Origin of the sequence: Streptomyces sp. Z423-1, assembly GCF_013009255.1 — a bacterium.
Lineage (GTDB): Bacteria > Actinomycetota > Actinomycetes > Streptomycetales > Streptomycetaceae > Streptomyces > Streptomyces gossypiisoli.
The window spans coordinates 2,997,315-3,023,887 of the sequence record NZ_CP053109.1; the positions used below are offsets into that span (position 1 = coordinate 2,997,315).

Genomic DNA, 26,573 nt, shown 5'->3' on the forward strand with positions numbered 1-26,573 from the left:
TCGGCAAGCGGTCCAGTGCTGGTGGTATCAGCCGCGCAGGGCCTGGACCGCGGCCTCCAGCCGCTTGCCGAAGTCAGCGCCCGCCTGACGGAAGTTGGCGATCGCGCGCTCGACGATGTCCTCGCGCGAGACCTGGGAGAGGGAGCCCGCCAGGTTGTTGATCAGGCGGTCCTGCTCGTCCTCCGCCATCAGCCGGTAGAGGTTGCCCGCCTGGACGAAGTCGTTGTCCTCGGCGTGCACCGGCGCCGGGTGGTTGCCGGTGCCGGCGGTGAAGCCGTCGAACGGCTGCCACAGCGCACGGCCGGTCTGCGCCGGTCCCCCGAAGCTGTTCGGCTCGTAGTTCTTCGCACCGCCGTGCCGGCCGTCGTACAGGAAGCCGTCACGGGAGTTGGTGCGCGCCTCGGCGGCGTGCGGACGGTTCACCGGCAGCTGGTCGGCGTTGATGCCGACGCGGTAGCGGTGGGCGTCGCCGTACGCGAAGAGGCGGCCCTGGAGCATCTTGTCCGGGGACGGGCCGATGCCCGGCACGAAGTGGGCGGGGCTGAAGATCGACTGCTCGACCTCGGCGAAGACGTTCCGCGGGTTGCGGTTGAGCTCCAGCTTGCCGATCTCGACGACCGGGTAGTCCGCGTGCGGCCACACCTTGGTCAGGTCGAACGGATTGAAGCGGTACGTCGCCGCGTCGGCCGCCGGCATGATCTGCACGCCCACGGTCCAGGTCGGGTACTCGCCCCGCTCGATGGCCTCACGCAGGTCGCGCTGGTGCGAGTCGGGGTCCTTGCCCGCGAGGACCTCCGCCTCCTCGGCGGTGAGGTTCTTGATCCCCTGGTCGGTCTTGAAGTGGTACTTGACCCAGAAGACCTCGCCCGCCTCGTTGTTCCACTGGAAGGTGTGCGAACCGAAGCCGTCCATGTGGCGGTACGACGCCGGGATGCCGCGGTCGCCGAACAGCCAGGTCACCTGGTGCGTGGCCTCGGGAGACAGGCTCCAGAAGTCCCAGACGTTGTCCGCCTCCTGCGAGCCGGTGTACGGGTCGCGCTTCTGGGTGTGGATGAAGTCCGGGAACTTGATGGCGTCCTTGATGAAGAACACCGGGGTGTTGTTGCCGACGAGGTCGTAGTTGCCCTCCTCGGTGTAGAACTTCAGCGCGAAGCCACGCGGGTCGCGGACGGCGTCCGCCGCGCCGAGGTTGCCGGCCACGGTCGAGAAGCGCAGGAAGACCTCGGTCTGCTCGCCGACCTCGGAGAGGAACGCGGCCCGCGTGTACCGCGTGACATCGGCGGTCACCGTGAAGGTGCCGTAGGCACCGGCGCCGCGGGCGTGCACGACACGCTCCGGGATGCGCTCACGGTTGAAATGGGCCAGCTTCTCCAGCAGGAGCTGGTCCTGGACGAGTACGGGGCCGCCGACACCCGCGGTCTCGCTGTTCTGGTTGTCGGCGACCGGAGCACCGGCCTCCGTCGTGAGCGGTCCCTGGGTCACGTGCGCCTCCTGCGTCATGCCTTGCGTGTTCCTGCTCCTCGGCCGGTTTCCTGTCCCTCGACCAGAGCCGTACTCGATCCTACAATAGACTTTATCCAGATCAAGTCCAGCTCCAAAGTCACACCTGTTCGGGAATTGTTCCCTCTGCTGCTAGGCTGGGCCTCATGAGTGACCTTCTGGAACGGCTGCGCGGACGCGGATGGCGGATGACCGCGCAGCGGCGCGTCGTGGCCGAGGTTCTCGACGGCGAACACGTCCATCTGACGGCCGACGAGGTGCACGCCCGGGCTGTCGCCAAGCTGCCCGAGATCTCCCGGGCGACCGTCTACAACACGCTGGGCGAGCTGGTCTCCCTCGGCGAGGTGCTCGAGGTCAGCACGGACAAGCGCGCCAAGCGGTACGACCCGAACGCGCGCAGCCCGCACCACCACCTGGTGTGCGCCCAGTGCGGCGCGATCCGCGACGTCCACCCCACGGGCAATCCGCTGGCCGACCTCCCCGACTCGGAGCGCTTCGGCTTCACGGTCTCGGACGTCGAGGTGACGTACCGCGGCCTGTGCCCGAACTGCGCGTCGGCGTAAGCAGCACAAAAACCGAGGGCCGGAATCCAGTGACTGGATTCCGGCCCTCGGTTTTCAGTAGCGGGGACAGGATTTGAACCTGCGACCTCTGGGTTATGAGCCCAGCGAGCTACCGAGCTGCTCCACCCCGCGTCGGTGAATGCAACGTTACGTCAAGAACACCGACAGAAGCAAATCACTTAAGAACCCCTGCTCACGCGCCTACCGACGCGACCCCTACCGCCGCACGCGCTGCGGACCGCAGCTGTGGGGGCCGTGCTGCCCGCGCGGCTGTGGCGCCGTCGCAGCCTCGGCCCCGCGCAGCCGCGCAGCATGTCGCCGCACGGCTCTAGCTGTATTGACCCGCAGGGTTGTTCACGCGGGTGATGGGTGGCTGGCCGCCGAGTGCGGTGTGGCAGCGGTGGTGGTTGTAGGTGTGCAGGAAGTCTGCCAGGGCGTCAGTGCGTTCGGTGTTGCTGGTGTAGGGCCGCACGTAGGCCCACTCATCGAGCAGGGTGCGGTTGAAGCGTTCGACCTTGCCGTTGGTCTGCGGCCGGTAGGCGCGGGTGAGTTTGCCGGTTGCGCCGAGGTCGGCCAGTGCCTGCTGCCAGGCGAAGCTCTTGCGGTAGGGCCAGGCGTTGTCGGTCAGGACCCGCTCGATGCGGTCGATGCCGCAGGCGGTGAAGAAGGCTGCGGCCCGGCGCAGGAAGTCTGCGCAGGTGGCGGCCTTCTCGTCGCCGTGGATCTCGCTGTAGGCCAGCCGGGTGTGGTCGTCGACGGCGGAGTGGACGTAGTCGAAGCCCATGCTGTTGCGCGTGGCGCGGCCGGCCTGGCGGCCGAGGACCTTGTGGCCGCCGCCGTCGGGGATCCGGCCGAGTTTCTTGACGTCGACGTGGAGCAGTTCGCCGGGCCGGTCGCGTTCGTAGCGGCGGATGACCTGCCCGGTGGGCCGGTCCAGGTGGGCCAGCCGGTTCAGGCCGTGGCGGACCAGGATGCGATGCGTGGTGGAGGCGGGCAGGCCCAGGATCGGGCCGATGCGGGCGGGGCCGAGCTTGTGGGTCTGTCGCATCCTGCACACGCGGGCCTCCACGGTGGCCGGGGTGCGGTGGGGTGTGGTGTGTGGCCTGCTGGGGCGGTCGATGAGTCCTGCCTCGCCGCTTGTGCGCCAACGGCGTAGCCACTTGTGGGCCGTGGCTCGTGAGATGCCCATCTCGGCAGCTACGTGGGCGACCGGCCGTCCAGAACACACGCGTTCGACGAGCAGCCGCCTGCCATGAACGGTCAACCGGGCATTACGGTGGGACACGAAGGCCTCCGTGCGGTGAAGATTCGACACCTCCACCACACACGGGGGCCTTCGCCACGATCAAGACCTGTGACCGTCAACAACGCTCGTGATCAATACATCTAGCGCCCGCACAGCCTCGGCGCCGCGCAGCCGCGTAGCTGCGGGCAGTCGTGCCGCTGGGGCGGCACGGGTGGGCGATGGGGGTCCCCCGCTCGAGCGAAGCCGAGAGTGGGGGAGGCACCCCGCCGGCGCGGGCGAGTGGCTCCGCCCCCCCCAGCACCAGCACCAGCACCCGGCAACCAGCCACACCCGACCACACCAACGCCGCCACCCCCGCAGCAACGCCGAGCCACCAGTCCCCCAGCCCTGCCCCCAACGGCGTCAAGCAGACATCTCCTCCCGCAACGCATCCCGCAACCGCGCCGCCCGCTCAGCCACCTCGCCCGGCCCCAGCGACACCGCCCGGTCGGCCCACCGCTGCCCCTCCGCCAGCTCTCCCCGACGCGCGTAGACGAGGGCGAGCCGCAACGCCGCCCGCCCATGCCCCGCATCGGCCGCCCGCGTCCACCACACCGCCGCCTCCGGCTCACTCCCTTCCCGAGCCAGCAGCAGCCCCAGATTGAACGCCCCGTTCCGCGACCCTGCCTCGGCCGCCGCCCGGTACCACCGAGCCGCCTCGACCACGTCCCCCCGCGCGGCCGCGAGCATCCCCACCCGCACCTGCGCCCGCCGGTGCCCCTGCATCGCCGCCCGCTCGTACCACTCCTCGCACTCGGACTTCTCGTGCGACGGCTCCCCCAGCTCATGCGGCGACACCGGCGGCCGCCGCGCGTCGAGCACGGCCGCCAGCCGGTACGCCGCCTCCGCGCTGCCGCCCCCCGCCGCGCACCGCAGATGCCGCTCCGCCGCCGGCTCGTCCCCGTCCCGCAGCCGCGCGATCCCGACCTGCAACGCCGCCTCGGTGTGCCCGGCGGCCGCCGCCCGCTCGTACCAGCGCAACGCGGCCACGTCCTCGCCGCGCTTGGCGTACAGAATCCCCAGGTTGAAGGCGGCATCGACACTCCCCGCCTCCGCGGCCTTGGAGAACCACGGCTCCGCCCCGGTCTCGTCGCCCCCCTGGAGCAGCAGAATCGCCAGCGCGTTCGCCGCCTCCCGGTGCCCGGCGTACGCCGCACGCCGGTACCACTGCTCGGCCTGCCCGATCCGCCCCTGCTCGGCGCAGAGCAGCCCGAGGTTGTACGCCCCGTTGACGTCCCCGGCGTCCATGGCCGCCCGGTACCACCGCTCGGCGGTCTGCGTCTGCCCCCGCTCGGCGTGCAGCGCGCCCAGCGCGTTCGCCGCGTTCCCGTCGCCGTCCTGCGCGGCGCGCAGCCACCACACGGCGGCGCTCTCCTCGTCCCCCGCGTCCCGCAACAGGAACCCGAGCGCACAGGCGGCCCGCGGCTCCCCGTCCTTGGCGGACGTCAGATACCAGCGCCCGGCCTCCTTCAGCTCCCCGCGCTTCTCCAGGATGGCCCCGAGATGCAGCGCGGCCCGCCGATGCCCGCGTGCGGCGGCCTGCCGGTACCACTGCTCGGCCTCCTCCTGCGGAGGAGCACCCGGAGCGGCACCGCCGACGGTCCCGACACCGTTGTCAGCTCCGGTCCCGCCCTCCCGTGCCGCTCTGCGATCAAGCGTCCGCGCCAGCCGGTACGCCGCCTCCCGGTGCCCCCGCTCGGCGGCGACCCGCATCCACTGCCCGGCGGCGTCGTCCCCCCGGTGCTCCAGCAGATCGGCCAGCGCGTACGCGCCCAGGACGTGCCCCTGCTCGGCGGACTGCCGCAGCCAGTACTCAGCGGCCGGCTCGTCGCCCCGCTCCCGGTGGTGCCGCCCGAGCGCGTGCGCGGCAGCCGCGCTGCCGGCGACGGCGGCGATCCGCCACCATCCGGCGGCCTCGTCGGCGTAACCCCGCTGGTGCAGCAGGACGCCCAGGTTGTTCGCGGCGGCGCGGTCGCCCTCGGCGGTCGCGGCACGCAGATGGGGTTCGGCTCCGTCGAGGTCGCCACGGCGCAGCAGCATGGCCCCGAGGACGCTCATCGCGTCGACGTCACCGGCCTCGGCGGCGAGCCGCTGACGCGCCTCCTCGGCCGCCTCGCCGGTCTCGTCGTCCCGGGTCTCCTCCTGGCCGGAAGGCGTCACAAATCGCCCTGTCTCGAACAGAGTTGCCTTGTCCCCCATAACGTCCATCGTCGCACCACCTGCAACCTGGGTACACCTGGTATACCGCAGCCAGTGAGGTCACTTCAGCGTTTTGTCGACATGCCCACAGAGAGACAAGTCAAACACAGATCTCCCAACTCCCCATGGCGGCACGGCGATACCGGGCGTCGGCACATGCGTTCGCACACCACGAAGGCCCGGATCCCTTGGAGGATCCGGGCCTTCGCCTGGGCCGACAGCGCGTCGACTTCAGTAGCGGGGACAGGATTTGAACCTGCGACCTCTGGGTTATGAGCCCAGCGAGCTACCGAGCTGCTCCACCCCGCGTCGTTGTTTGGCAACCGTATCACGACGCGGGAGGAGCTTTTCGATCAGCCGCTCTGCGGACTGCTGGAGGGATTCGGACTGGTGGTGGGATTCGGGCTGGTGGTGGGATTCGGGCTGCTCGTGGGATTCGGGCTGCTGGTGGCACCGCCGGTGCCCGCGGCCCGCGCCTGTGCCTCCTCGGCCCGCCGCAGCGCCGCCTCCAGGTCCTCCTGCGCCCGTCCGTACGCCTCCCAGTCGCCCTTCTTCAACGCTTCCTGGCCGGCCGTGAAGGCCTTCTGGGCGTCGTTGAGCGCATCCTGGACCGTCGGGTTGTCGCTCGTCGGCGGCGGCGTCGCGGTGTCGCCGTCACTCTCGCCGGTGTCCTCCTCCGGCGGCGGGGTCGAACCCTCCGCACCGAACACCTTGTTGAGGGCCTCATCGAGGGTGTCCTCGAACGCGGTGTTGCCGCCGTAGCTCACCAACACCTTGCGCAGCAGCGGGTACTGGAGTCCACCACCGCGTACGTAGACGGGTTCGACGTAGAGCAGTCCGCCGTCCAGTGGCACCGTCAGCAGGTTGCCGTACTCCACCTCCGAGTCGCCGCCTCTCAGCAGCCGGATGGCCTCGGCGATGTCCTGTTGGGAGTTGAACTGGCTCTGTACCTGCTTGGGTCCGTTGACCGTCGTGCTCGTCGGCAGTTTCAGGATTCTGATCTTGCCGTAGTCGCTCTTGCCCGCCTCGGCGTCGACCGCCATGAACGCGCTGAGGTTGTCACGGCCGTTGGGCGTGAACGTCGTCGTCAGCGAGAACGCCTGTTCCTTCTGGTCGGGCATCTTCATGCTGAGGTAGTACGGCGGCACCGCGTCGCCCGACTTGTTGGTCGGGTCGTCCGGCACCTGCCACACCTCGCTGCCGCTGAGGAAGGTGTCGGCGTCCTTCACGTGGTAGCGGGTCAGCAGCTCCCGCTGGACCTTGAACAGGTCCTGCGGGTAGCGCAGATGAGCCATGAGATCGTCGGAGATCTTCGACTTGGGCTCCACCGTGCCGGGGAACGCCTTCATCCAGGTCTTCAGGACCGGGTCCTGGGTGTCCCACTGGTAGAGCTTGACCTCGCCGGTGTAGGCGTCGACGGTCGCCTTCACCGAGTTGCGGATGTAGTTGACCTGGTTCTGCTGGGCCACCACCGCACGCTGGTCGTTGGTCGCGGTCAGCGAGTCGGCTGTGGTGTCGCCGAGGGTCGTGCGCGAGGCGTACGGGTATCCGTTCGTGGTCGTGTACGCGTCGACGATCCACTGGATCCGGTGGTTGACGACCGCCGGGTAGGCGTCGCCGTCGATGGTCAGCCACGGGGCGACCGCCTCGACGCGCTCCTTGGGCGTGCGGTTGTACAGGATCCGCGAACCGTCGCCGATCGCGCCCGAGTAGATGATCTGCGGCTCGTTGAGCGCCACCGCGTAGGCGGCACGGTTTATCGGGTTCTCGAGGTTGACGCCGCCCTTGCCCTCGTAGCTGTAGGTCTTCTCACCGCTGTCGTCGGAGTAGTCGATCTCCTTCTGGGGACCGCCGACGATCGAGTACGTGTTGGTCTTCTCGCCGTAGTAGATCCGCTGCTCGTACGAGCCGAGCTTGCCCTTGGACGGCAGGTCGGACTCGGTGAAGACCGGGCGGCCCCCGGAGTCCACGGAGGTGCCCTCCGCGGCGACCACGCCGTAACCGTGGGTGTAGCGGAAGTGGTTGTTGATCCAGTTCTTCTTGTCGATGCCCGCGTAGTTCAGCTCGCGCAGACCGATGACCGTGTCCTGCTCGTTGCCGTTCGAGCCGTAGCGGTCGACGTCCAGGTTGGTCGGGAACGCGTAGTACTTCCGCATCTGCTGGAGCTGCTGGAAGGTCGGCGAGACGATGTTCGGGTCCATGATGCGGATGCTCGCCGTGGCGTCGACGTCGTCCCGCAGCTTGCCGGCGTCCTTGGTGTTCGCCGTGCCCGAGTACTCGGTGACCTGCGTGCCGTCGATGCCGTACGCCTCACGCGTCGCCGTGAGGTTCTTCTCGACGTACGGGGCTTCCTTGGCCTGCTCGTTCGGCTGGACCTGGAACTTCTGCACGATCGCCGGGTACAGCCCGCCGATCAGGATCGCCGACAGCACCATCAGACCGAAGCCGATCAGCGGCAGCTGCCAGGTGCGCCGCCAGATCGTCGAGAAGAACAGCAGGGCGCAGATGACGGCGATGCAGAACAGGATCGTCTTGGCCGGCAGATAGGCGTTGGCGTCGACGTACCTCAGGCCCGTCCAGTTGTCCGTCGCCTTGAAGTCGCTGGACTTGACCGCCAGGCCGTACCGGTCGAGCCAGTAGGCGACCGCCTTCAGCGCGACGAAGAAGCCGATGAGCACCGACAGATGGCCGGTCGCGGCGGCCGTGGCGCGCGCGCCCGGGCTGGTGACGCGCAGCCCGCCGTACAGGTAGTGGGTGAGCGCGGCGGCGATCAGGGAGAGGATCGCGGCGGCGAAGCCGAAGCCGAGCAGGAACCGGTACCAGGGCAGGTCGAAGGCGTAGAACGCGACGTCCAGCTGGAACTGGGGGTCCTTCTGCCCGAACGGCACGCCGTTGACCCACATCAGCCAGGTCCGCCACTGCCCGGACGCGGACGCGCCGGCGATCAGGCCCACCAGGGCGGTGATCCCGAACAGCAGCCACTTCTTGTACGGCGCGATGCCCATCCGGTAGCGGTCGAGGCTCTGCTGCTCCATCGACATCGCGCTCAGCGGGGGGCGCAGCCGGTGGGCCAGCCAGATGTTGAAACCGACGGCGACGGCCATCAGCAGGCCGAAGACGACGAAGAGTCCGATCTTGGTCCACAGGGTGGTGGTGAAGACGGACGAGTAGTTCACCGACCGGTACCACAGCCAGTCCGTCCAGAAGCCCGCGAACATGGTGAACGCCATGCCGAGCACGGCAAGGACGCCCAGTGTCATGAGCAGGGTCCGGACACGCCGGGACGGGCGGCCCACTCTGATCCGTGGCCCCGTCGGGCCTCCGCCGCGGTCCGGCATCTGGAAAGCCAAGGTGGCACCTCGAAAATCGCTGTTGGTCTGTCAGGCCCCCGTTTTCGCGGGCCGTCGATGGGCCCCGTGATCGTAGGCCCTCACCTATGCAACTTACTCACGCTTTACTCGGTTCCCGATTCCGGGTGGGAACGAGGCAGGATTGTGACCATGTCCAACACACCCATGGCGGCGAGCCCGCTCACCCGGGCCGTACTCGAGATCGACGAGTACGCCTCCGGCCTCGGCTGGGACCAGCCCGCACGCCTCTTCGCCCTCGTAGACACCGCTCAGCTGAGGTCCCAGGAACCCGCGCTGGCGGCGCAGCTCGGCCTGGGTGACGAGCCGGACGCCGCCGGTCTCACCCCGATCGAACAGGACGAAATCCCAACGGACAAGCCGCTCGACGAGTTCCTCGGCACCATCGCCTGGCCTGATGCGGTGGTCGGCTGTGCGCTCACGGTGGAGCGGCTGATGCTGCCGCCGTCCGCCGAGGCCCAGGTCCCGGACGATCTGGACGAGGCCGCGCTCGCCAAGTGGGTCGCCCGGCATCCCGAGCGCCAGGAGGTCCGCATGACGGTCGCCGTGCTGCGCGACGGCGCACGCGAGTCGGCCCTGCGGCTGCGCGAGAAGGACTCCCCGACGGAGGTCCTCACCGGCTCGGAGCTGGTACCGGGCCTCGCGGAGGCACTGGCGGCGACGTTCGCGGACTGAGGGGTTCCGGTACGACGCCGGGTACGCGCACGCGTGCCCGGTATACGGCGCCGGGGGCACCCCCGATCATGGGGCTGCCCCCGGCGTCGTAGGTCTGTGGCCCCTGATCAGCCCTTGGCCGTGCACTTCGGCAGGTCGGCGGTGTTGCCGTCGCGGATGTCCTTCAGGGCGCCGAGGGCGTCGTCGATGGTGTTGACCTTGACGAGGGTGAGGCCCTTGGGGGTGTCCTTGGCGGCGGCCGCGCAGTTGTCGGCGGGCGTCAGGAAGTACTGGGCGCCCATGCTGCGCGCGCCCACGGTCTTCATCTGGACGCCGCCGATCGGGCCGACCCTGCCGCCGTCGTCGATGGTGCCGGTGCCGGCCACGAACGAGCCGCCGGTGAGGGAGCCCGGGGTGAGCTTGTCGTAGATGCCGAGCGCGAACATCAGGCCGGCGCTCGGGCCGCCGACGTCGGCGAGCTTGATGTCGATGGTGAACGGGAAGGTGTGGTCGGTTCCGGCCGAGATCCCGACGATGGCGCGCTTCTCGCCGGCGTCGTCGGAGGTCGTCGTGGTGATCGTGACCTTCTCCGTCTTCAGCGGCTCCCGGTTCTCCTTCTCGGCGGCGGCCTGCTCCTTGGCGGGCACGATCGTGAAGACGACGTCCTCGCCCGGCTTGTGCTTGGTCACCAGCTCGGCCACATCGCCGGGCGCCTTCACCGCCGTACCGTCGACGGCCTTGATCACGTCACCGGCGTGCAGCCTGCCCTCCGCCGGGGAGTCCTTCACGACGGTGGAGACGATCACCCAGGACTCCACCTTGACACCGAGTTCCTTCAGGGCGGCGACCTTGGCGCTCTCCTGGGACTGGCTGAACTCCTCGGCGTTCTCCTGGGTGGACTCCTCCTCGGTCTTGCCGTTCGGGTAGAGGGTGTCGTGCGGGACGACCTTGTTGTCGTGTGCCAGCCAACCGTAGACCGCCTCGACGAGGTTCATCCGGTAGTCGGCGCTGGTGACGCGGACGGTGGTCATGTTGAGGTGACCGTCCGTCGGGTAGGTCTTGCGTCCGGAGATCTGCAGCACCGGCTCGCCGTCGTGGTCCCCCAGCGTGTTCACCGTCGGCCCCGGGGACATCTCCGCGTACGGCACGGGGATGAGCACTCCCGCGCACAGGAGCGCGATCAGCATGAGGGTGGAGGCGAGCATCGTCGCGGTGCGGCGTGGCATGTCACGACAGTACGGGACGGCTCTGTCAGCGCACTGTCAGGGCCGCCTGACGGGGTCACCGGCCGGTGTGGGACTTCTCCATGGCCGCGCGGAAGCGGGCGTAGCCGTCCAGCTCGGGGCCGTCGCTACGGGCCTTGCGGGTTCTGTTGGCCCAACTGCCCCACAGGCCCGCGCCGACAGCAGCCCCAAGCGGAATCAGCAACCAGGCGAGCGCCGCCATGCCGACCTCCAACCCCATGAGCGTCCGCGAACTGAATGATCAACAGATTAACCATCCGCACTGACAACGCTCATGCCGGGGGTGCGGTTACGCAACCGGAGTCGCCCGGCTGGAGGGTCAGCAGGCCCCACCCGCCCTCCCGTCGCCCGACCACCACCCCTCAACGACGGCGCTACGCGCCGACCCATTCTTCGGTACCGTCGGAGAACTTCTGGTGCTTCCAGATCGGCACCTCGTGCTTGAGGTCGTCGATCAGCTTCCGGCAGGCCTCGAAGGCCTCCCCGCGGTGCGGACAGGACACGGCGACCACGACGGCGAGATCCCCGACCCTCAGATCCCCCACCCGGTGGACGGCGGCCAGCGCCCGCACCGGGAACTCGGCGACCACCTTCTCGGCGATCCGCCGCATCTCGGCCTCGGCACTCGGGTGACAGGAGTACCCGAGCGCGTCGACGTCGGTACCTCCGTCGTGATTGCGCACGGTCCCCACGAACAGGGCGGTCCCCCCGGCGGCGTCGTCCCCGACGGCCCGGAAGACCTCGTCGAGGGAGAGGGCCGACTCGCGGATGGCGATCAGTTTGATGGGCTGCTGTGCGCCCTGCTCGCCAGGATGATCGTTGGTGGCTGCCATGCGTCCATCGTGCCGCACGCGGGGGACACCGGGAATGGCGCTTTCACCCGGCACACGCGCGTACCGGCTTGGAGCCTTCTACAGGAACCGGCTCAGCTGCGGGCAGTCGTGCCGCTTGGGCGGCACGGGTGGGCGGCACGGCTAGGCGGCACGGGTGGGCGGCACGGCTAGGCGGCACGGCTAGGCGGCACGACTGGGCGGCACGACTGGGCGGCACGGCTGGGCGGCACGGCTGGGCGCAGCGGCACCCCGCAAGCCCGGGCGAGCGACAGCCGCCCGCCCGTCGCGGCCCGCGGCACTCTCAGAGCCGCCGCCGAGCCTTCCGAGCCCGCCGCACCACAGCCGCCGCACCCAGCAGAGCCACCGTCGCCCCCGCGGCCCCCGCAGCCGTCGCGTCCTTCCGCCCCAACCGCCGTCCGGCCACCGTATGCCGCCCGGAAACCTCCTCCAGCAGCTCGGCGAGCACCTCCTCATTGGTCCACTGGGCCCGCCACCCGGCGTCATGCAGCCGGCTCCCACTGACCACCCAGGGGTACATCGTGTACGCCAGATCCCCCGCGGGCGACGGCGTCAGCCCGATCCGGTGCAGCCGGGCCGCCGCCCCCAGCGCCACCGCCGACGGCAGCTCCATCCGCCGGATCCCGCTCAGCTCCTCGACCTCCTCCTGCTCCAGCCACCCGTCGCACCCCACGGCGAGCTCCCCCTCGACCTTCTCCAGGACGGCGTACTCCAAAGCACTGCACAGATCTTCGACATGACAGAACTGCCAGGCCGGCCGCGACCCGGCGACGACAAGCAGGCGGGGCGACTCGAAGTACCTGGTCAGCGCGGTGTCCGTGCCTCCCACCAGGACAGCGGGCCGCACCACGGTCACATTGAGCCCCGGGTGCGCCCGCGGCGCCCGCCGCGCCAGCCGCTCGATCTCCAGCAGGTCCCCCACCCCTGTGGCCTCCGCCGTGGCCCGCAGCTCGGCGTCCTCCGACAGCGGCAGCTCGTTGTCCGGCAGCGCCCCGTAGACCATCGCCGACGTGCACAGCACCACCCGGTGCACCCCGGCCGCCGCGGCGGCGGTCAGCACGGTCTGCGTCCCGCGCACGTTGTACGCCGTACGGGCGGCCGCGTCCGTCTCCAGGTCCAGGTCGAGCGCCAGGTGCACCACCACGTCCGCGCCCCGCAGCTTCTCCGCGATCGCCGGATCCCGCACGTCGAGGATGTGCCACTGGGCCGCCGCGCACTCGCCGCGCCGCTCGTCGATGGCGATGACCTGCTTGATCTCGTCCGACGCGGCCAGCCGCGCGGTGAGCAGCGCGCCCACGCCGGACGCGGCGCCGGTGACCGCGACGACGGGCCCGCGCAGGGCGGGAGTGGTTGACAGGTTTCGCGCTGCGCGAACCTGCGGATCTGGGGAACTCACCGGGTGTCTCCAGCGGTTGTCTTCACATACGAGCGCGAGTGACGCGTACGTACCAGGTGGCATCCATCCTGCCGCAGGCCGTGAGTCGGCGAAGCACCGAGGCCCGAACCGCCCGGGGTGTCTAGGCTGGGTGGTGTTGTCGGGCAGTCGTGCCGTCGGGGAAGACCGGCGGCCTTAACAGCCGAGGAATCCCGTGAGTGACACCCCATTCGGATTCGGCCTTCCGCCGGAGGAGCCGGAAGACGGCGACGAGGGCAAGAAGAAGGACCAGCAGAGCGGTGGTGGTCAGGGACCGGCCAACCCGTTCGGATTCGGCGGGCTGCCCGGTGCCGGAGGCTTTGGTGGCCCCGGTGCGGACAATCCGCTCGCTGCCATGTTCGGATCGCTGAACCCCACCGACCTGGGCGCCGCGTTCCAGCAACTGGGCCAGATGCTCTCCTACGAGGGCGGCCCGGTGAACTGGGACATGGCCAAGCAGATCGCCCGCCAGACGGTCTCCCAGGGCACGTCGGACGGCACGAAGGACGCGAGCGTCGGCCCCGCCGAGCGCACCGCGGTCCAGGAGGCAGTCCGCCTGGCCGACCTGTGGCTGGACGACGCGACGTCCCTGCCGTCCGGCGCCGCCTCCGCCGTGGCCTGGAGCCGCGCGGAGTGGGTCGAGGCGACCCTGCCCGCGTGGCAGGAACTCGTCGACCCGGTCGCCGAGCGCGTCGGCGCCGCCATGGGCGACGTCCTGCCGGAGGAGATGCAGGCCATGGCCGGCCCGCTGATCGGCATGATGCGCTCGATGGGCGGCGCGATGTTCGGTACGCAGATCGGGCAGGCCGTGGGCGTGCTCGCGGGCGAGGTCGTCGGCTCGACCGACATCGGCCTGCCGCTCGGCCCGGCCGGCAGGGCCGCGCTGCTGCCGGTGAACATCGAGGCGTTCGGCAAGGACCTGGGCGTGCCCAAGGAGGAGGTGCGGCTGTATCTCGCCCTGCGCGAGGCCGCCCACCAGCGCCTGTTCGCGCATGTGCCGTGGCTCCGCTCGCACCTGTTCGGCGCGGTCGAGGGATACGCGCGCGGCATCAAGGTCGACACGGCCAAGCTGGAGGACGTGGTCGGCCAGTTCGACCCGCAGAACCCCGAGCAGCTGCAGGACGCGCTCCAGCAGGGCATGTTCCAGCCGGAGGACACGCCGGAGCAGAAGGCGGCGCTGGCCCGTCTGGAGACGGCGCTCGCGCTCGTCGAGGGCTGGGTGGACGCGGTGGTGCACGCGGCCGCCAAGCCGCGCCTGTCGTCCGCCGACGCGCTGCGTGAGACCCTGCGCCGCCGTCGCGCCACCGGCGGCCCGGCCGAGCAGACGTTCGCCACGCTGATCGGCCTGGAGCTGCGCCCGCGCCGGCTGCGCGACGCCTCCCGCCTGTGGGCGTCCCTGACGGACGCGCGCGGTGTCGACGGCCGGGACGCCCTGTGGGCCCACCCGGACATGCTGCCGACCGCGAACGACCTGGACGACCCGGACGGCTTCGTGCACCGCGAGCAGCTGGACTTCTCCGAGCTGGACAAGATGCTCGGCGAGGCGGCGGACAAGCCGGACCTGAGGAAGAAGGGCCAGGACGAGGCCAAGGATGAGGACAAGGGCGACGACGCCGAGTGAGCCTGTATGACGACGCGGTCCTCGTACTCAAGAGCTACGAGGACCAGCAAGAGTTGCGTGACGTCTACCTCGACCACCTGGCGGCCCACCCGGACGGCATGTGGAAGTCATGCGCGGACGGCCACATCACGGCGAGCGCCCTGGTGATCGACCCGGAGCGCGGCCGGGTGCTGCTGACGCTGCACCGGAAGCTGCGTATGTGGCTGCAGATGGGCGGCCACTGCGAGCCGGGGGACGTCTCCGTGGCGGCCGCCGCCCTGCGCGAGGGCACCGAGGAGTCGGGGATCGGGGGTCTGACCCTGCTGCCGGGCGGTCCGGTACGCCTGGACCGGCATCACACGCCGTGCGCCTGGCACCTCGACGTCCAGTACGCGGCTGTCGCTCCGGCCGGAGCCGTGGAGGCGATCAGCGACGAGTCCCTCGACCTGCGCTGGTTCCCGTACGACGAGGTCGCGGACGTCGCCGACGACTCGGTCGTGCGACTGGTGGAGGCGACCCGCGCCAGGCTCTGACGTGTAAGGGGCGTCCGCGTGGGCGGGCGCCCCTTACGTTTGCTTTGCGGACGGTCAGCTCCAGGCGTTCCCCTGGTTCTGCCCCCGAGCGCCCTGCTGCCCCATGCCGTACTGCGCGGCGAGACCCGAGCCGATCTGGGCGTTCTGCGGCGGCAGCAGCTCGCTGGGCTGGACCAGCACATAGCCGGTGCCCATGAAGCTGAGCTCCCAGCCCTCACCGGTGTTGCCCCGGCGCCGCCACACCCCGGAGGAGTGCGTCTGGGCCTGCATCTGCACACGCAGTGCGGTGGCCCAGGCGACGATCGCGTCGGCGTCGCAGTTGACGTACTTGTCCGGCGTGACCTGCATCATCAGGGGAGCGCCCGAGGTCATCAGGGCGACCCGGCCGCGGCCGGTGATGTTGAGCTGGTACTTCCCGGACCCGGAGATGCCGTACAGGCTGTCGACGGCGATGACCTCGTGGTGCAGCCCGGAGTCCATCGCCAGCACATAGCTGCTGTCGACGGTGAGCCCGTCCTGGTCCACGTCGACGACGTGGATGTGCTGGGCGAGGTTGGCGAAGTAGACCGTGCCCTGCCCGTGGCAGCGCATCAGGTCCAGGCCCTCACCGGTGCGGGCACGCGCGCGTGACTGCTGGTTGCTCTGGAACTCGGCGTCGAACTCGACGAGTCCCTGGTAGGCGACCATGGTGCCCTTGCGGGCCAGGATGTCGTCGTGGCCCTCCAGGGTGACGCGCAGCATGTGCTTGTTCTGCAGGCTCCAGCGCTCCTGGGTCTGCTGGTCGTTGTAGGCGAAAAGCGGACTCTGCATGGTGTGGTGCTCCCCCTCAGCCCCGGATCCGGAGACGGTCGGTGCTGTCCTCGCTGGGCTGGACGACGACGATGCCCTGGCCGGAGAAGGCCATCTGGTAGGCCTCGCCGCTGCCCCGGCCGATCAGTGACTGCGCCTTGAAGCTGCGCTTGCCCTTCACCTTGAGGTTCGGGGACCAGGCGACGAGCGCGTCCGGGTCGACGTACGTCTCGTCCTCGCCACCGCCGCAGTCGACGACGATCGGCTTGCCCCGGGAGGTCAGCGCGACCCACCCCTGCCCGGAGATCTTGGTGTTCCACAGCCCCTGCCCGGCGAACTTCGCCAGGCCCTTCACCCGCTCGACGCCCCACGTCAGATGCGCGTCGAAGGCGAGCAGGTTGGTGGCGTTGACGGAGATGCCGTCGCCGTTGAGGTTGATCACGACGACGTTGGCGCCGTAGTCGGCGAGGTAGAGCAGTCCGTCGCCGGAGCACTTCATCAGGGGCGCGCCCTCGCCGGTCGCCCAGTCGCGGGCGATCTGGCGCACGGCCGACGGGTTGGGCTCGTACTGGATGAAGCCCTCGTAGGCGACCATCGACCCCACGCGCGCGAGGAGGTCGTTTCCGGTCTGCATGGCGACCTTCAGCATGTGGTTGCCGTGGTTTTCCATGCGGGCGGTGACGGGTGCGGGGGCGTAGCCCGCGAGCGGCTGGTTCATGACGGGCTCTCCCTTTAGATCTCGTACGGCTGGACGACGATGAAGTTGCCGGGCGCGCCCCGGAACTGGAGGTTGACGCTCTCCCCGGTGTCGCCGGGGTAGGCGTTGCGGCGCATCCGCACCTGGCTGGAGACGACCACCTGGGAGGCGGCCGACCAGGCGACCACGGCGTTGCAGTCGGCGAACGTCGTCGGCGTGACCGGGAGCACAACGGGCGTGCCGTGCGTCTTGACGACGATGGTGCCGGTGCCGGTGAACTGCATGGTGAACAGCGCACCGCCGGGGATGCCGTGTCCCTCGATGCGGCGTACCTCGTACTGGAGGCTCTCGTCGAACGCGAGGACGTTCTCGGCGGAGACGCAGATGCCGTCGCCCTGGAGTTCGATGGGGTGCAGCATGGTGGAGTTCTCGGCGAGGAACACCTGCCCCTGGCCCGTGCAGCGCATCAGCTGCATCTCCTGGCCGGTCGCGTTGCCGACGATCCGGCCGGCGAACCCGGCGCCCTTGTAGCTGAAGTCGACCTTGCCCTGGTAGAGCACCATGCTGCCCTGCCGGGCCAGCACGGGCTGGCCGCCGATGCCGAGGTCCACGCGGACGAGCTTCTTGTTCTGCTGCGTCCACCGCTGCCCGGTGGGCGTCTCCTTGAACTTTTGGAGCGCACCGGCGACACCGGGTGCCTGAGGGGCGCCCTGGGACGCGCCCTGCGGCGCCCCGTAGGGGGCCTGCTGGCCGTAGCCCGGGGGCGGGGTGGGCTGGCCGTAGCCGGGGGGCGGCGTGGGGGCCTGAGGAGCGGGCGGCTGGGCGTAGCCCGGGGGCAGCGGGGCGGTCTGGCCCGGGGCGGCCTGGCCGTACGGGGGCTGCTGTTGGGGCGGCTGCCCGTACGGGGGCTGCGGCTGGCCGCCGTAGGGCGGCGCGGGCGCCGGGGCGGGCGGCGGTACGGGGGCGCCGCCGGGCGGTGTCATGGGCGCGACGACGGTGGGTGCGGTGTGCACTTGGGGCGCGGGCGCCGGGGCGGGTGCCGGGGGCGGGGTGGCGCCGGCAGGCGGCGCGAATCCCTGCGCGGCGGGCTGCGGCGCGGGCGCCGGGGCGGGCGCGGGGGCCGGTGCCGGAGGGGGAGTCGGGGCCGGTCCGGTCGGGACGCCGAACGCGGGCGGCGCGGAGGCCTGTGCGGGCGGCGCGAAGCCGGGAGCGGCACCGGTCTGGGGCTGCGGCTCGGCCGGCGTCTCCTCTTCGAGCACCTCGCCGCCGAAGTTCCTCAGCAGCGCGTCCAGGCCGCCGTCGAAGCCCTGTCCGACGGCCGCGAACCGCCAGACGTCCTTCAGGTAGAAGTCGCCCAGCATCACGGCCCGTTCGGTGGAGAACTCCGAGCCGTTGAACGAGTACCGGGCCACCTCCTCGCCGCCCGCGACGATGCGGATGTAGCCGGGACTGATCTGCGACATCTGCCCGGCGCCGTCGATGGTCGCCGTGAACGACAGCTTCTGGATCTGCGGCGGGATCTTGTCGAGCGTGACCCGGAAGGACTCGGTGTCGCCCGCCTGGGCACCCAGGAGCTGGACGGCCTCCTCGGGAGACTTCGGCTGGTTGAAGAAGACGAAGTACCGGTCGTCCGAGAGCCGTTCGTCGGCGTCCAAACCGAAACAGCTGATGTCGAAGGTCAGTCCGGGACCCGAAATCTGCACGCCTACGTACAGATCCGTGCCCGCGGTGAGGTCACTGATCCGGGCCTTGTGGCCGCGTTGGAATTCCCTGGCCATGCGTAACGACCGTCCCCCATCCCGAAGTGCGAGTGCGTCGCGCCAGGCTAACGGCAAACTCGGACACCGGCCGAAGTCGGTACAGACCCGGTACACAACCTCTTTCTCAGCCACGCCCGAAGCAGGTGCGGCGAGAGCGGATCACTCCCCGCGCGCGGCGGGCAGATGCGGCAATCGGTCGGCGGCGACCACCCCTTCGAGGTAGCCCCGGGCCCGCTCGGTGCGCGGATACGCCTCCAGCAGCCGCCAGAAGCGCGGCCCGTGCCCGGGCACCAGCAGATGCGCCAGCTCGTGGAGGAGCACGTAGTCGACGACGTACTCGGGCATGCCCTGCAGCCGGTGCGACAGGCGGATGCTGCCCTCCGAGGGAGTGCACGAACCCCAGCGCGTGTTCTGGTTGGTGACCCAACGCACCGACGTGGGCCTGGCGCGGCCGTCGAAGTACTGGGCGGACAGCCGCTCGGCGCGCTCTTCCAGTTCGGAGTCGCCCAGCACACGCTTGCTCTCCTGGGCGGCCAGCTTGTCGAGCATGACGCTCACCCAGCGCTGCTCCTCCGCCTCGGACATCCGGGCTGGGATGAGAACGACGGTGCGATCGCCCTCACGGTACGCGGAGACCGTCCGGCGTCGACGGGCACTCCGGCGCACCTCGATCACGCTCGCCTTCGAACCGCTCGGCGGCGGGCTCGTCGTGCTGCGGTGCGGCTTTCCGGCGCGGTGCAGTGGGTCGGCGGACACGCCCCGACGTTACCCGCTGCACACGGGGGAAGTCCCGAGTCCGGGACGGTTCGATTCCGATCCCCCACCATGCGTTTGATTTGTACGACAAACATCCCCAGCCTGTGGACAACTTTCGACGCCGCACCGCCGGTCCGGGCATGCTGGCACTCGTCGGCAAGGACCCGGTCGGCCCGGACCAGCCCGGCCACCTCGTTCGGCAAACACTGACATTCAGGGACTTTCCTGACTACGGGGGCCTGTCATGCATCCGATGGTGAAACCCGCGCTGCGGCGCGGCTGGCGCGACCTCAACACCGTGCAGTTCGGCATGACGCCGGCGCACGCGATGACGCTCGGTCCGATGGACACCGCGACGGGCAGCTTCCTGGAGCTGCTCAACGGCACGCGCGGGCTGCCACTCCTGCGCGAGGAGGGCCGCCGCATGGACCTGCCCGACGGCCACGTCGACGAACTGATCCGGCGGCTGGCCCGATCCGGACTCCTCGACGACGCCAAGGGCGGCGGACCCGCCGCCGACGCCCTCCGCGGCAAACAGGCCGTCCTCGACCGGCTCCGCCCGGACCTGGCCACGCTGTCCCTGACCACCGCCGAACCGGGCGACGCCATCCGACACCTCGCCGCCCGCCGCTCCCTGCGGGTGCAGGTACGGGGCGCCGGCCGCGTGGGCGCCACGGTGGCCGCGCTGCTGTCGAGCGCGGGCGTCGGCGAAGTGGACGTACGCGACGTCGGCTGCGTGGAACCCTGGGACGTGGCACCGGGCGGGCTGCCCGCCGAATCCATCGGCGAACGCCGCGACGAGGCCGCCCGCCGCGTCGTCCGCAGAGCCGCACCTGACCGCCCGCCCCGCCACGACCACCGCACACCGACAGAACCGGCCGACCCTGGTTTCTCCCTGGTGATCCTCGCTCCACGCGACGACGTCACCGTGCACGCCCCCGCCCCGGACACCGCCGAGCCTCTGATCGCCTCCGGCACGCCCCACCTATATGCCGGAGTCGTCGAGGGCACCGGCATGGTCGGCCCCTTCGTCCTGCCCGGCGAGACGGGCTGCGCCCGCTGCCTCCACGAGCACCGGACCGACCGGGACCCCACCTGGCCCCGCCTGGTCGCCCAGTGGCGCTCGGGCCGGCAGCGCCACGTCCGCCCCTGCGACGTGACCTTGGCCACCTCGGTCGCCGGCCTGACGGCCGCACACGCCCTCGCCTTCCTCGACGGCCGCCGTCCCACCAGCGCGGGAGCCCGCTGGGAGATCTCCGTCCCAGCCCTCCACTGGCACGCGCGACCGGTCTGGGCGCATCCGGCATGCCCGTGTGAGGCGGCCGAGAAGGGTACGGAGAGACCCAAGGGGGAACGCGCCTCAAAGGACGGGGAAGCACACGAGACAATGGCGGTGGAACGGTCGTCAACGGACGTATGCCGTCGGGCAGGCGCGGCGCGGCCGGCAGGGACTTGGAGGGCGCATGTCTGATCTTCCCCGCAAGGCGGTCACCCGGACCGCCAAGCTCGCCGCGCTGCCGCTCGGCTTCGCCGGGCGGGCGACCTGGGGCCTGGGCAAGCGGATCGTCGGCGAGTCCGCGGAACTCGTCGGCCGCGAACTGCAGCAGCGCACCGCGGAGCAGCTCTTCAAGGTGCTCGGTGAGCTCAAGGGTGGCGCGATGAAGTTCGGGCAGGCCCTGTCCGTCTTCGAGTCGGCGCTGCCCGAGGAGATCGCCGGGCCCTACCGGGCGGCCCTGACCAAGCTCCAGGACGCGGCGCCGCCGATGCCGACGCGCACTGTGCACGCGGTGCTCGCGGAGCGGCTAGGCGAGGAGTGGCGGGAGCTGTTCCTGGAGTTCGAGGACAAGCCCTCCGCGGCGGCCTCGATCGGCCAGGTGCACCGCGGGGTGTGGCACGACGGCCGCGAGGTCGCGATCAAGGTGCAGTACCCGGGAGCCGGCGAGGCCCTGCTGTCCGACCTCAACCAACTGAGCCGCTTCGCACGGCTGTTGGGGCCACTGATCCCCGGCATGGACATCAAGCCGCTGATCGCGGAGCTGAAGGACCGCGTCTCGGAGGAGCTGGACTACGGGCTGGAGGCCCAGGCCCAGCAGGCGCACGCCGATGAGTTCGCCGGCGACCCGGACGTCGTGGTGCCCGCCGTGGTCCATCAGTGCGACGAGGTCCTGATCACCGAGTGGATCGAGGGCATCCCGCTGTCGGAGATCATCACGGACGGCACCCAGGAGCAACGCGACCGGGCCGGCCAGCTCCTCGCCCGTTTCCTCTTCTCCGGCCCCGCCCGCACGGGCCTGCTGCACGCCGACCCGCACCCCGGCAACTTCCGCCTCCTGCCCGGCGGTCCGGCCGGGGAGGACGACTGGCGCCTGGGCGTCCTGGACTTCGGCACGGTCGACCGCCTACCGGGCGGGCTGCCGACCCCCATCGGCGACTCCCTGCGCATGACGCTGGACGGCGAAGCCCAGGCCGTCCACGACTTGCTCTGCGCCGAAGGCTTCATCAAGGAGTCCATCGAACTAGACCCCGACGCGGTTCTCGACTATCTCCTCCCGATCATCGAACCGGCCCGGGTCGACGAGTTCACCTTCACCCGCGGCTGGATACGCAGCCAGGCGGCCCGCGTGGCCGACATCCGCTCCCCCGCATACCAACTCGGCAAGCAGCTCAACCTCCCCCCGGCGTACCTCCTGATACACCGAGTGACCCTCAGCACGATCGGCGTCCTGTGCCAACTGAACGCCACGGTCCGCCTGCGCGAGGAACTGGAGGAGTGGCTGCCGGGGTTCGTGCTGGAGGACATTGTGGAGGAGGGGGACTCGGCGGCGGCTGAGGCGTGAGCCAACCACACTACGGAGAGCTTCCGTCGATGCCTCCGGAGCCGGCGAAGGTAATGAGGAGGAGGGGCCCCGGAGACGCGGGCCCTCACCACCACGCCGAATCCAGTCGCCCCTCAATAGCCCTCAAGTTCTCCCGGGAGCAGGCCTCGCAGAAGTATCGGCGCTTGCCGTTCTCCACGGAGCAGGTCCAGGTCGGCTGGGGAGCGCGGGCCTGGGTGCCGCAGCGGGCACAGACGATGGGGTGGGGTTCCGGGGCGGAGCCGCCCTTGTCGCTGCCTCCGGGAAGACTCATCACCCGGCGACGATATCGCCGTGGCCGGTGGATCTGCGGGCACAACGCACCGCGGGGGCCGGTCCGTTCGGTCGGACCGGCCCCCGCCGGAAAGCACGTGCCTCCTCGGGTCGGGAGGCCACCGCTTCAGGTGGGGCGGTTACTGCATGACGGCCATGGCCAGCGCCCGCCGGGCGCGCCGCGAGGCGCGCTCGGCCCGGCGCTGCATCCGGCGGGCGGCCACCAAGCTCATGGCCCGGCGCTGCTCCTGCGCCTCATGCAGCCGGTCGTGCATATGCGCACGAGCCAGGGCTTCTGGGATGAGTTGCATCTCTCGGGTCCTGTTCTGACGCGAGTCGTTCGCGCCGGTGGTGGTGACTTCTGGGGTCGCGGAGCCGGTGGGCTCGTTGGTGGACGGCTTCATCGGGGCCTGCTTCTGGGGGTCGTGCGTGAGGGGACGGTCGATCGTTCCTGCGGTGTTCATGCCGTGACCGGGTTCTTGCGCGGGCGGCCACGCGGCCGCTTCCGGGCGACGACGACACCCTGGACGAACAGCTCGCCACCCCAGACGCCCCAGGGCTCACGCCGCTCCTTGGCGCCGGCGAGGCAGGCCTCGATCAGCGGGCAGGTGCGGCAGAGGGACTTGGCGTACTCGACGTCCGCCGGGGACTCGGCGAAGAAGACCTCCGGGTCGTAGGAACGGCAGGGGACGGGCACGCCGAGGTTCTCGATGGCGTCGTCGAGCGCGGTGAGCGCGGTGAGCGGGGTCAAGGTGGAGTCCTCCGTGAGGCCGGGCGGGGGGATCGTTTCCGAAGGCGGTACGGACGGGGCGTGCGCTTCGAGTTGCACGGTGTCGTCTTCCTCGTCTGGTCGTTCCGGTCCGGTTGGACCGGGTGGCGGCTGGTACCGGGTTCTTTTCTTGTCCCGAGGCCCCTTCGCTCCGCCGTCCCGTTCGGGACAAACAGAAGGGCCGCGGATCCCGGAGGGGGTTCCGCGGCCCTGAAGGCGCCGGCCTGATTGCCGATCAGGCTGGATCACTCCAGGGTTCTGGCCCACGGAAGGCCCACATCAGGTGGTGCTGCGTCGTCTGCTTCCGGAATCCGGCACCGGTCGCCGTAAAGGCATAGGCCTGGGCCTGTGCCAGTACTGCCGCTTCCAGTGCCTTGGTCGGTCGCTCATCCCGCTCGCGGACGGGAAGGCCCGCGAGGGACGGGGCGGACGCCGGACGCACGGCAGGAATGCCGGACAGACCGGTGCCCGGGTTGGAGGCGCCGAGCATGCACACGGAGGCGACCGAGCGATCGGTCATTTTGACGATGCAGGTGGTGCTGTTCTTGATGCTGATCACTGGACTCGCCTCCTCTCGGCGTCTCGGGGGACTGGGGTGAGCCAGTCCGACGGGTATGCAAGTACAACACGGAATCAGGGCCTCAGGAAGGCCGCTGTCCCCGTGCGTAAGAACCTATGGGGATTGCTGGGGCATGCGCAAACTATTTTTTCGACGAGTTGTCATCAGTCCCCGTCTTCCTCTCCTGCGGGCTCTTGGCCTGCGCAGATGGCCAGAACGTCGGCTCCGTAGCGGTTGAGCTTGCGCATGCCGACCCCTGGGATCCGGGCGAGTTCGCTCTCGTCGTCCGGGGTGGCCTCGGCGATCGCCATCAGGGTCTTGTCGGTGAAGACGCAGAAGGCGGGCTGACCGCTGCGCCGGGCCTGGATCGCACGCCAGTCCCGCAATCGCTCATACAGTCCCTCGTCCATGTCGGAGGGACAGTCCTCACAGCGCATCAGCTTCATCTCGCCGGCGTCGGTGAGCGTACGTCCGCAGACGCGGCAGCGGGCGGGGGCGCGCTGGGTGCGTCTGGGTGCGGCGGGACCACTCGTGCCGCTCGCGCCTCTGGAGTAGCCGCGCTCGATGCCGCCCGCGGCCCCGGCGCCGTTGCGGCCCGCGGCTGCGGCGGAGCCGGGGCGCAGTCCGTCGAGGAAGCGGCTGGGGCGGCGGTTCGGGCGGCCGCCGGGTGAGCGGGCGAGTGCCCAGGAGACGTGCAGGTGCGAGCGGGCGCGAGTGACGCCGACGTAGAGGAGGCGGCGTTCCTCCTCGATCTGTTCGTCGGTCTTCGCGTAGGTGATGGGCATCATGCCCTCGGCGACGCCGACCAGGAAGACGACGTCCCACTCCAGGCCCTTGGCCGAGTGCAGGGAGGCGAGGGTGACGCCCTGCACGGTCGGGGCGTGCTGGGCGCCCGCCCGTTCGTCGAGTTCCGCGACGAGGTCGGCGAGGGTGGCGCCGGGCTGGGCGGCGGCGAAGTCCTGGGCGAGGTTGACGAGCGCGGCCAGGGACTCCCAGCGCTCTCTGACGGCACCGGAGCCGGCCGGGGGCGTGGTCGTCCAGCCCTCTCCGGACAGCACGGCCCGGACCTGGGAGGGCAGGTCGACGGTCTCGTCGAGGAGGGAGTCGTTGCCGCCGAAGCGGGCGGCCCCGCGCAGGGCGATGCCCGCCTTGCGCACCTCGGGCCGGTCGAAGAACCGCTCGGCGCCGCGCAGTTGGTAGGGGATCCCGGCGTCGGCGAGGGCCTGCTCGTAGGTCTCGGACTGGGCGTTGGTACGGAACAGGACGGCGACCTCGCTGGCGGGAACGCCGGAGTCGAGCAGCTCGCGGATGCGACGGGCGGCTCCCTCGGCCTCGGTGGGCTCGTCGGTGTATTCGGTGTAGACGGGCTCGGGACCTGAGGGGCGTTGGGAGACCAGTTCCAGCCGATGGTCGGCGGCGCGGCCGCGGGCTTGGGCGAGCAGTCCGTTGGCGAGGTGGACGACCTGGGGTGTGGAGCGGTAGTCGCGGACCAGTTTGACGACGGTGGCGCCGGGGTGGCGGGTGCGGAAGTCGAGGAGGTAGTCGGGGGTTGCTCCCGTGAACGAGTAGATCGTCTGGCTGGCGTCGCCGACCACGCACAGGTTGTCCCGGTCGCCGAGCCAGAGTTCGAGCAGGCGCTGCTGAAGGGGGCTGACGTCCTGGTACTCGTCGACCACGAAGTGCTGGTACTGGGCGCGCACCTGGTCGGCGATGTCGTGCCGGTCCTGGAGGATGGCGACGGTCAGCAGCAGGACGTCCTCGAAGTCGATGACCGCGCGGTCCCGCTTGAGGTCTTCGTAGGCGGCGTAGACCTGGGCGATCTCGGCGGGGTCGCGGGGTGCCTCGCGGCCGGCCTTCGCGGCTGCGAGCGCGTAGTCGGACGGGACGGTCTGGGTGACCTTGGACCACTCGATCTCGCCGGTGACGTCCCGCAGCTCGCCCCGGTCGAGGCGGATACGGCAGGCGGCGGCCGCGTCGGCGACGAGCTGGACCTTGCGGTCGACGAGCCGGGGCATGGAACCACCGACGGCTTTCGGCCAGAAGTACTGGAGCTGGCGCAGGGCCGCCGAGTGAAACGTGCGGGCCTGGACGCCGGCGGCTCCGAGCTGACGGAGGCGGCCGCGCATTTCGCCGGCGGCCCGGTTGGTGAAGGTGACGGCGAGCACGCTGGAGGGTTGCAGGATTCCGGCGCGCACCCCGTAGGCGATCCGGTGGGTGATCGCGCGGGTCTTTCCGGTGCCGGCGCCTGCCAGCACACACACCGGTCCGTGCAGGGCGGTGGCGACCTCGCGCTGCTCGGGGTCGAGCCCTTCGAGCACCGCGTCGGCCGTGTCCGGTACCTGCGGGAAGAGGGTGGAGTGCGTTGCTGCTGTCACACGGCCATGCTGCCAGGTCGCCGGAGACAGGTGAGCCGGTTATCCACAGGCGGGGCCCTGCAGTCGTATTAATGCGACAGGCGTCACGTCTGACGCCCGCAGGCATCACCTCCCCCACATACCCCCCTCGGGAATGGCACCGACATCGCGTACGTTGCCCCACTGCGACCACTTCCCCGACCCGCCGAAGGAGCGCGAGAGACATGCCGGGCACTGTGACGATGTACAGCACCACGTGGTGCGGCTACTGCCGTCGGCTGAAGAGCCAGCTCGACCGCGAGGGCATCGCGTACAACGAGATCAACATCGAGCAGGACCCGGAGTCCGCCGCGTTCGTGGAGAAGGCGAACGGCGGGAATCAGACGGTGCCGACCGTGCGGATCGTGCCCGTCGCGGGTGGCGAGGAGGTCGTCATGACCAACCCCAGCCTGGCCCAGGTGAAGCAGGCGCTCAGCGTCTGACGTGCCGACGGCCCTCGCTGGACAGTCTCCGGCGAGGGCCTCTTTTTTTGCGTCATGTTTCTTGCGTC

The 26,573-nt window shown here is 70.3% G+C and carries 24 protein-coding genes and 2 tRNA genes; 7 read left to right on the forward strand and 19 right to left on the reverse strand.

Going from position 1 to position 26,573, the window contains the following annotated elements; genetic code table 11:
• Nucleotides 1–27: 27 nt before the first annotated feature.
• Nucleotides 28–1,482, reverse strand: a complete 1,455-nt coding sequence (locus HJD23_RS13430; protein ID WP_240980704.1) for a catalase — start codon at nucleotides 1,480–1,482, stop codon at nucleotides 28–30.
• Nucleotides 1,483–1,646: 164 nt separating this feature from the next.
• Between HJD23_RS13430 and HJD23_RS13435 the strand changes: the two genes are divergently transcribed.
• Nucleotides 1,647–2,063, forward strand: coding sequence for a Fur family transcriptional regulator (locus tag HJD23_RS13435; protein WP_171112070.1), 417 nt, complete (start codon nucleotides 1,647–1,649; stop codon nucleotides 2,061–2,063).
• A gap of 58 nt (nucleotides 2,064–2,121) precedes the next feature.
• Here the strand turns inward: HJD23_RS13435 and HJD23_RS13440 are convergent.
• From HJD23_RS13440 to HJD23_RS13460, 5 genes are all read right to left on the reverse strand, one after another.
• A tRNA-Met gene (locus tag HJD23_RS13440) sits at nucleotides 2,122–2,195 on the reverse strand.
• A 196-nt stretch (nucleotides 2,196–2,391) separates the two neighbouring features.
• Nucleotides 2,392–3,348 (reverse strand): IS481 family transposase, encoded by a 957-nt coding sequence (locus HJD23_RS13445; RefSeq protein WP_171134023.1) that lies wholly within the window; start codon nucleotides 3,346–3,348, stop codon nucleotides 2,392–2,394.
• A 363-nt stretch (nucleotides 3,349–3,711) separates the two neighbouring features.
• Complete coding sequence (locus HJD23_RS13450; protein ID WP_171117761.1) at nucleotides 3,712–5,556, reverse strand: SEL1-like repeat protein; 1,845 nt, start codon at nucleotides 5,554–5,556, stop codon at nucleotides 3,712–3,714.
• A gap of 226 nt (nucleotides 5,557–5,782) precedes the next feature.
• Nucleotides 5,783–5,856, reverse strand: a tRNA-Met gene (locus HJD23_RS13455).
• A gap of 44 nt (nucleotides 5,857–5,900) precedes the next feature.
• Nucleotides 5,901–8,885, reverse strand: a complete 2,985-nt coding sequence (locus tag HJD23_RS13460) for a UPF0182 family protein (protein ID WP_171119185.1) — start codon at nucleotides 8,883–8,885, stop codon at nucleotides 5,901–5,903.
• A gap of 162 nt (nucleotides 8,886–9,047) precedes the next feature.
• On the opposite strand from HJD23_RS13460, the gene HJD23_RS13465 reads away from it, so the two are divergent.
• Nucleotides 9,048–9,590: a PPA1309 family protein gene (locus tag HJD23_RS13465; protein WP_171117759.1), complete on the forward strand. Its 543-nt coding sequence runs from the start codon at nucleotides 9,048–9,050 to the stop codon at nucleotides 9,588–9,590.
• Between the two features lie 107 nt (nucleotides 9,591–9,697).
• Here the strand turns inward: HJD23_RS13465 and HJD23_RS13470 are convergent, their stop codons facing one another.
• From HJD23_RS13470 to HJD23_RS13485, 4 genes are all read right to left on the reverse strand, one after another.
• Complete coding sequence (locus HJD23_RS13470; RefSeq protein WP_171117757.1) at nucleotides 9,698–10,795, reverse strand: PDZ domain-containing protein; 1,098 nt, start codon at nucleotides 10,793–10,795, stop codon at nucleotides 9,698–9,700.
• Between the two features lie 55 nt (nucleotides 10,796–10,850).
• The gene (locus tag HJD23_RS13475; protein WP_171111916.1) at nucleotides 10,851–11,033 is read right to left on the reverse strand and encodes a hypothetical protein; all 183 of its coding nucleotides are present in this window, start codon (nucleotides 11,031–11,033) and stop codon (nucleotides 10,851–10,853) included.
• A 154-nt stretch (nucleotides 11,034–11,187) separates the two neighbouring features.
• Complete coding sequence (locus HJD23_RS13480) at nucleotides 11,188–11,646, reverse strand: molybdenum cofactor biosynthesis protein MoaE (RefSeq protein WP_171117755.1); 459 nt, start codon at nucleotides 11,644–11,646, stop codon at nucleotides 11,188–11,190.
• Between the two features lie 301 nt (nucleotides 11,647–11,947).
• Entirely contained in the window at nucleotides 11,948–13,060 is a 1,113-nt protein-coding gene (locus HJD23_RS13485) for an SDR family oxidoreductase (protein WP_171117753.1), read from the reverse strand.
• Between the two features lie 193 nt (nucleotides 13,061–13,253).
• On the opposite strand from HJD23_RS13485, the gene HJD23_RS13490 reads away from it, so the two are divergent.
• Nucleotides 13,254–14,699 (forward strand): zinc-dependent metalloprotease, encoded by a 1,446-nt coding sequence (locus HJD23_RS13490; protein ID WP_171117751.1) that lies wholly within the window; start codon nucleotides 13,254–13,256, stop codon nucleotides 14,697–14,699.
• Nucleotides 14,696–15,211 carry an NUDIX hydrolase gene (locus tag HJD23_RS13495; protein ID WP_171117749.1) on the forward strand — a complete coding sequence of 172 codons (516 nt, stop codon included), beginning with the start codon at nucleotides 14,696–14,698 and terminating at the stop codon, nucleotides 15,209–15,211. The genes HJD23_RS13490 and HJD23_RS13495 overlap by 4 nt, the downstream gene beginning before the upstream one ends.
• Nucleotides 15,212–15,265: 54 nt before the next feature.
• Here the strand turns inward: HJD23_RS13495 and HJD23_RS13500 are convergent, their stop codons facing one another.
• From HJD23_RS13500 to HJD23_RS13515, 4 genes are all read right to left on the reverse strand, one after another.
• Nucleotides 15,266–16,021: an AIM24 family protein gene (locus HJD23_RS13500; protein WP_171117747.1), complete on the reverse strand. Its 756-nt coding sequence runs from the start codon at nucleotides 16,019–16,021 to the stop codon at nucleotides 15,266–15,268.
• 16 nt (nucleotides 16,022–16,037) lie between these two features.
• A complete protein-coding gene (locus tag HJD23_RS13505) occupies nucleotides 16,038–16,718 on the reverse strand; it encodes an AIM24 family protein (protein WP_171117745.1) in 681 nt (226 codons plus the stop codon).
• Nucleotides 16,719–16,732: 14 nt separating this feature from the next.
• Nucleotides 16,733–18,475: a TerD family protein gene (locus HJD23_RS13510; protein ID WP_171134024.1), complete on the reverse strand. Its 1,743-nt coding sequence runs from the start codon at nucleotides 18,473–18,475 to the stop codon at nucleotides 16,733–16,735.
• A 141-nt stretch (nucleotides 18,476–18,616) separates the two neighbouring features.
• Nucleotides 18,617–19,213 carry a M48 family metallopeptidase gene (locus HJD23_RS13515; RefSeq protein WP_171115508.1) on the reverse strand — a complete coding sequence of 199 codons (597 nt, stop codon included), beginning with the start codon at nucleotides 19,211–19,213 and terminating at the stop codon, nucleotides 18,617–18,619.
• Between the two features lie 244 nt (nucleotides 19,214–19,457).
• Here HJD23_RS13515 and HJD23_RS13520 point away from each other — a divergent pair, with 244 nt between their 5' ends.
• Nucleotides 19,458–20,684 carry a TOMM precursor leader peptide-binding protein gene (locus HJD23_RS13520; RefSeq protein ID WP_171115506.1) on the forward strand — a complete coding sequence of 409 codons (1,227 nt, stop codon included), beginning with the start codon at nucleotides 19,458–19,460 and terminating at the stop codon, nucleotides 20,682–20,684.
• Entirely contained in the window at nucleotides 20,677–22,050 is a 1,374-nt protein-coding gene (locus HJD23_RS13525) for an AarF/ABC1/UbiB kinase family protein (RefSeq protein ID WP_171115504.1), read from the forward strand. Before HJD23_RS13520 ends, HJD23_RS13525 begins: the two co-directional genes overlap by 8 nt.
• Before the next feature lie 85 nt (nucleotides 22,051–22,135).
• Here HJD23_RS13525 and HJD23_RS13530 read toward each other — a convergent pair whose 3' ends face one another.
• The 5 genes from HJD23_RS13530 to HJD23_RS13550 form a co-directional block, all read right to left on the reverse strand.
• Complete coding sequence (locus HJD23_RS13530; RefSeq protein ID WP_171115502.1) at nucleotides 22,136–22,342, reverse strand: hypothetical protein; 207 nt, start codon at nucleotides 22,340–22,342, stop codon at nucleotides 22,136–22,138.
• 139 nt (nucleotides 22,343–22,481) lie between these two features.
• Entirely contained in the window at nucleotides 22,482–22,805 is a 324-nt protein-coding gene (locus tag HJD23_RS13535; RefSeq protein WP_171115500.1) for a hypothetical protein, read from the reverse strand.
• Nucleotides 22,802–23,170 (reverse strand): WhiB family transcriptional regulator, encoded by a 369-nt coding sequence (locus HJD23_RS13540; RefSeq protein WP_019072119.1) that lies wholly within the window; start codon nucleotides 23,168–23,170, stop codon nucleotides 22,802–22,804. Before HJD23_RS13540 ends, HJD23_RS13535 begins: the two co-directional genes overlap by 4 nt.
• Before the next feature lie 175 nt (nucleotides 23,171–23,345).
• Nucleotides 23,346–23,669, reverse strand: a complete 324-nt coding sequence (locus tag HJD23_RS13545; protein ID WP_171115498.1) for a hypothetical protein — start codon at nucleotides 23,667–23,669, stop codon at nucleotides 23,346–23,348.
• Between the two features lie 164 nt (nucleotides 23,670–23,833).
• Nucleotides 23,834–26,074, reverse strand: coding sequence for an ATP-dependent DNA helicase UvrD2 (locus HJD23_RS13550; RefSeq protein WP_197973144.1), 2,241 nt, complete (start codon nucleotides 26,072–26,074; stop codon nucleotides 23,834–23,836).
• A gap of 173 nt (nucleotides 26,075–26,247) precedes the next feature.
• Between HJD23_RS13550 and HJD23_RS13555 the strand changes: the two genes are divergently transcribed.
• Nucleotides 26,248–26,505: a mycoredoxin gene (locus HJD23_RS13555; RefSeq protein WP_141316067.1), complete on the forward strand. Its 258-nt coding sequence runs from the start codon at nucleotides 26,248–26,250 to the stop codon at nucleotides 26,503–26,505.
• The last annotated feature ends 68 nt before the right edge of the window (nucleotides 26,506–26,573 follow it).

What these genes read in the sequence shown, in the direction of transcription:
- HJD23_RS13435 (WP_171112070.1), top strand. Translation starts at nt 1,647, where the DNA reads ATGAGTGACCTTCTGGAACGGCTGCGCGGACGCGGATGGCGGATGACC.
- HJD23_RS13450 (WP_171117761.1), bottom strand. Translation starts at nt 5,556, where the DNA reads ATGGACGTTATGGGGGACAAGGCAACTCTGTTCGAGACAGGGCGATTT.
- HJD23_RS13460 (WP_171119185.1), bottom strand. Translation starts at nt 8,885, where the DNA reads ATGCCGGACCGCGGCGGAGGCCCGACGGGGCCACGGATCAGAGTGGGC.
- HJD23_RS13465 (WP_171117759.1), top strand. Translation starts at nt 9,048, where the DNA reads ATGTCCAACACACCCATGGCGGCGAGCCCGCTCACCCGGGCCGTACTC.
- HJD23_RS13470 (WP_171117757.1), bottom strand. Translation starts at nt 10,795, where the DNA reads ATGCCACGCCGCACCGCGACGATGCTCGCCTCCACCCTCATGCTGATC.
- HJD23_RS13475 (WP_171111916.1), bottom strand. Translation starts at nt 11,033, where the DNA reads ATGGGGTTGGAGGTCGGCATGGCGGCGCTCGCCTGGTTGCTGATTCCG.
- HJD23_RS13480 (WP_171117755.1), bottom strand. Translation starts at nt 11,646, where the DNA reads ATGGCAGCCACCAACGATCATCCTGGCGAGCAGGGCGCACAGCAGCCC.
- HJD23_RS13500 (WP_171117747.1), bottom strand. Translation starts at nt 16,021, where the DNA reads ATGCAGAGTCCGCTTTTCGCCTACAACGACCAGCAGACCCAGGAGCGC.
- HJD23_RS13505 (WP_171117745.1), bottom strand. Translation starts at nt 16,718, where the DNA reads ATGAACCAGCCGCTCGCGGGCTACGCCCCCGCACCCGTCACCGCCCGC.
- HJD23_RS13510 (WP_171134024.1), bottom strand. Translation starts at nt 18,475, where the DNA reads ATGGCCAGGGAATTCCAACGCGGCCACAAGGCCCGGATCAGTGACCTC.
- HJD23_RS13520 (WP_171115506.1), top strand. Translation starts at nt 19,458, where the DNA reads ATGCATCCGATGGTGAAACCCGCGCTGCGGCGCGGCTGGCGCGACCTC.
- HJD23_RS13525 (WP_171115504.1), top strand. Translation starts at nt 20,677, where the DNA reads ATGTCTGATCTTCCCCGCAAGGCGGTCACCCGGACCGCCAAGCTCGCC.
- HJD23_RS13530 (WP_171115502.1), bottom strand. Translation starts at nt 22,342, where the DNA reads ATGAGTCTTCCCGGAGGCAGCGACAAGGGCGGCTCCGCCCCGGAACCC.
- HJD23_RS13535 (WP_171115500.1), bottom strand. Translation starts at nt 22,805, where the DNA reads ATGAACACCGCAGGAACGATCGACCGTCCCCTCACGCACGACCCCCAG.
- HJD23_RS13555 (WP_141316067.1), top strand. Translation starts at nt 26,248, where the DNA reads ATGCCGGGCACTGTGACGATGTACAGCACCACGTGGTGCGGCTACTGC.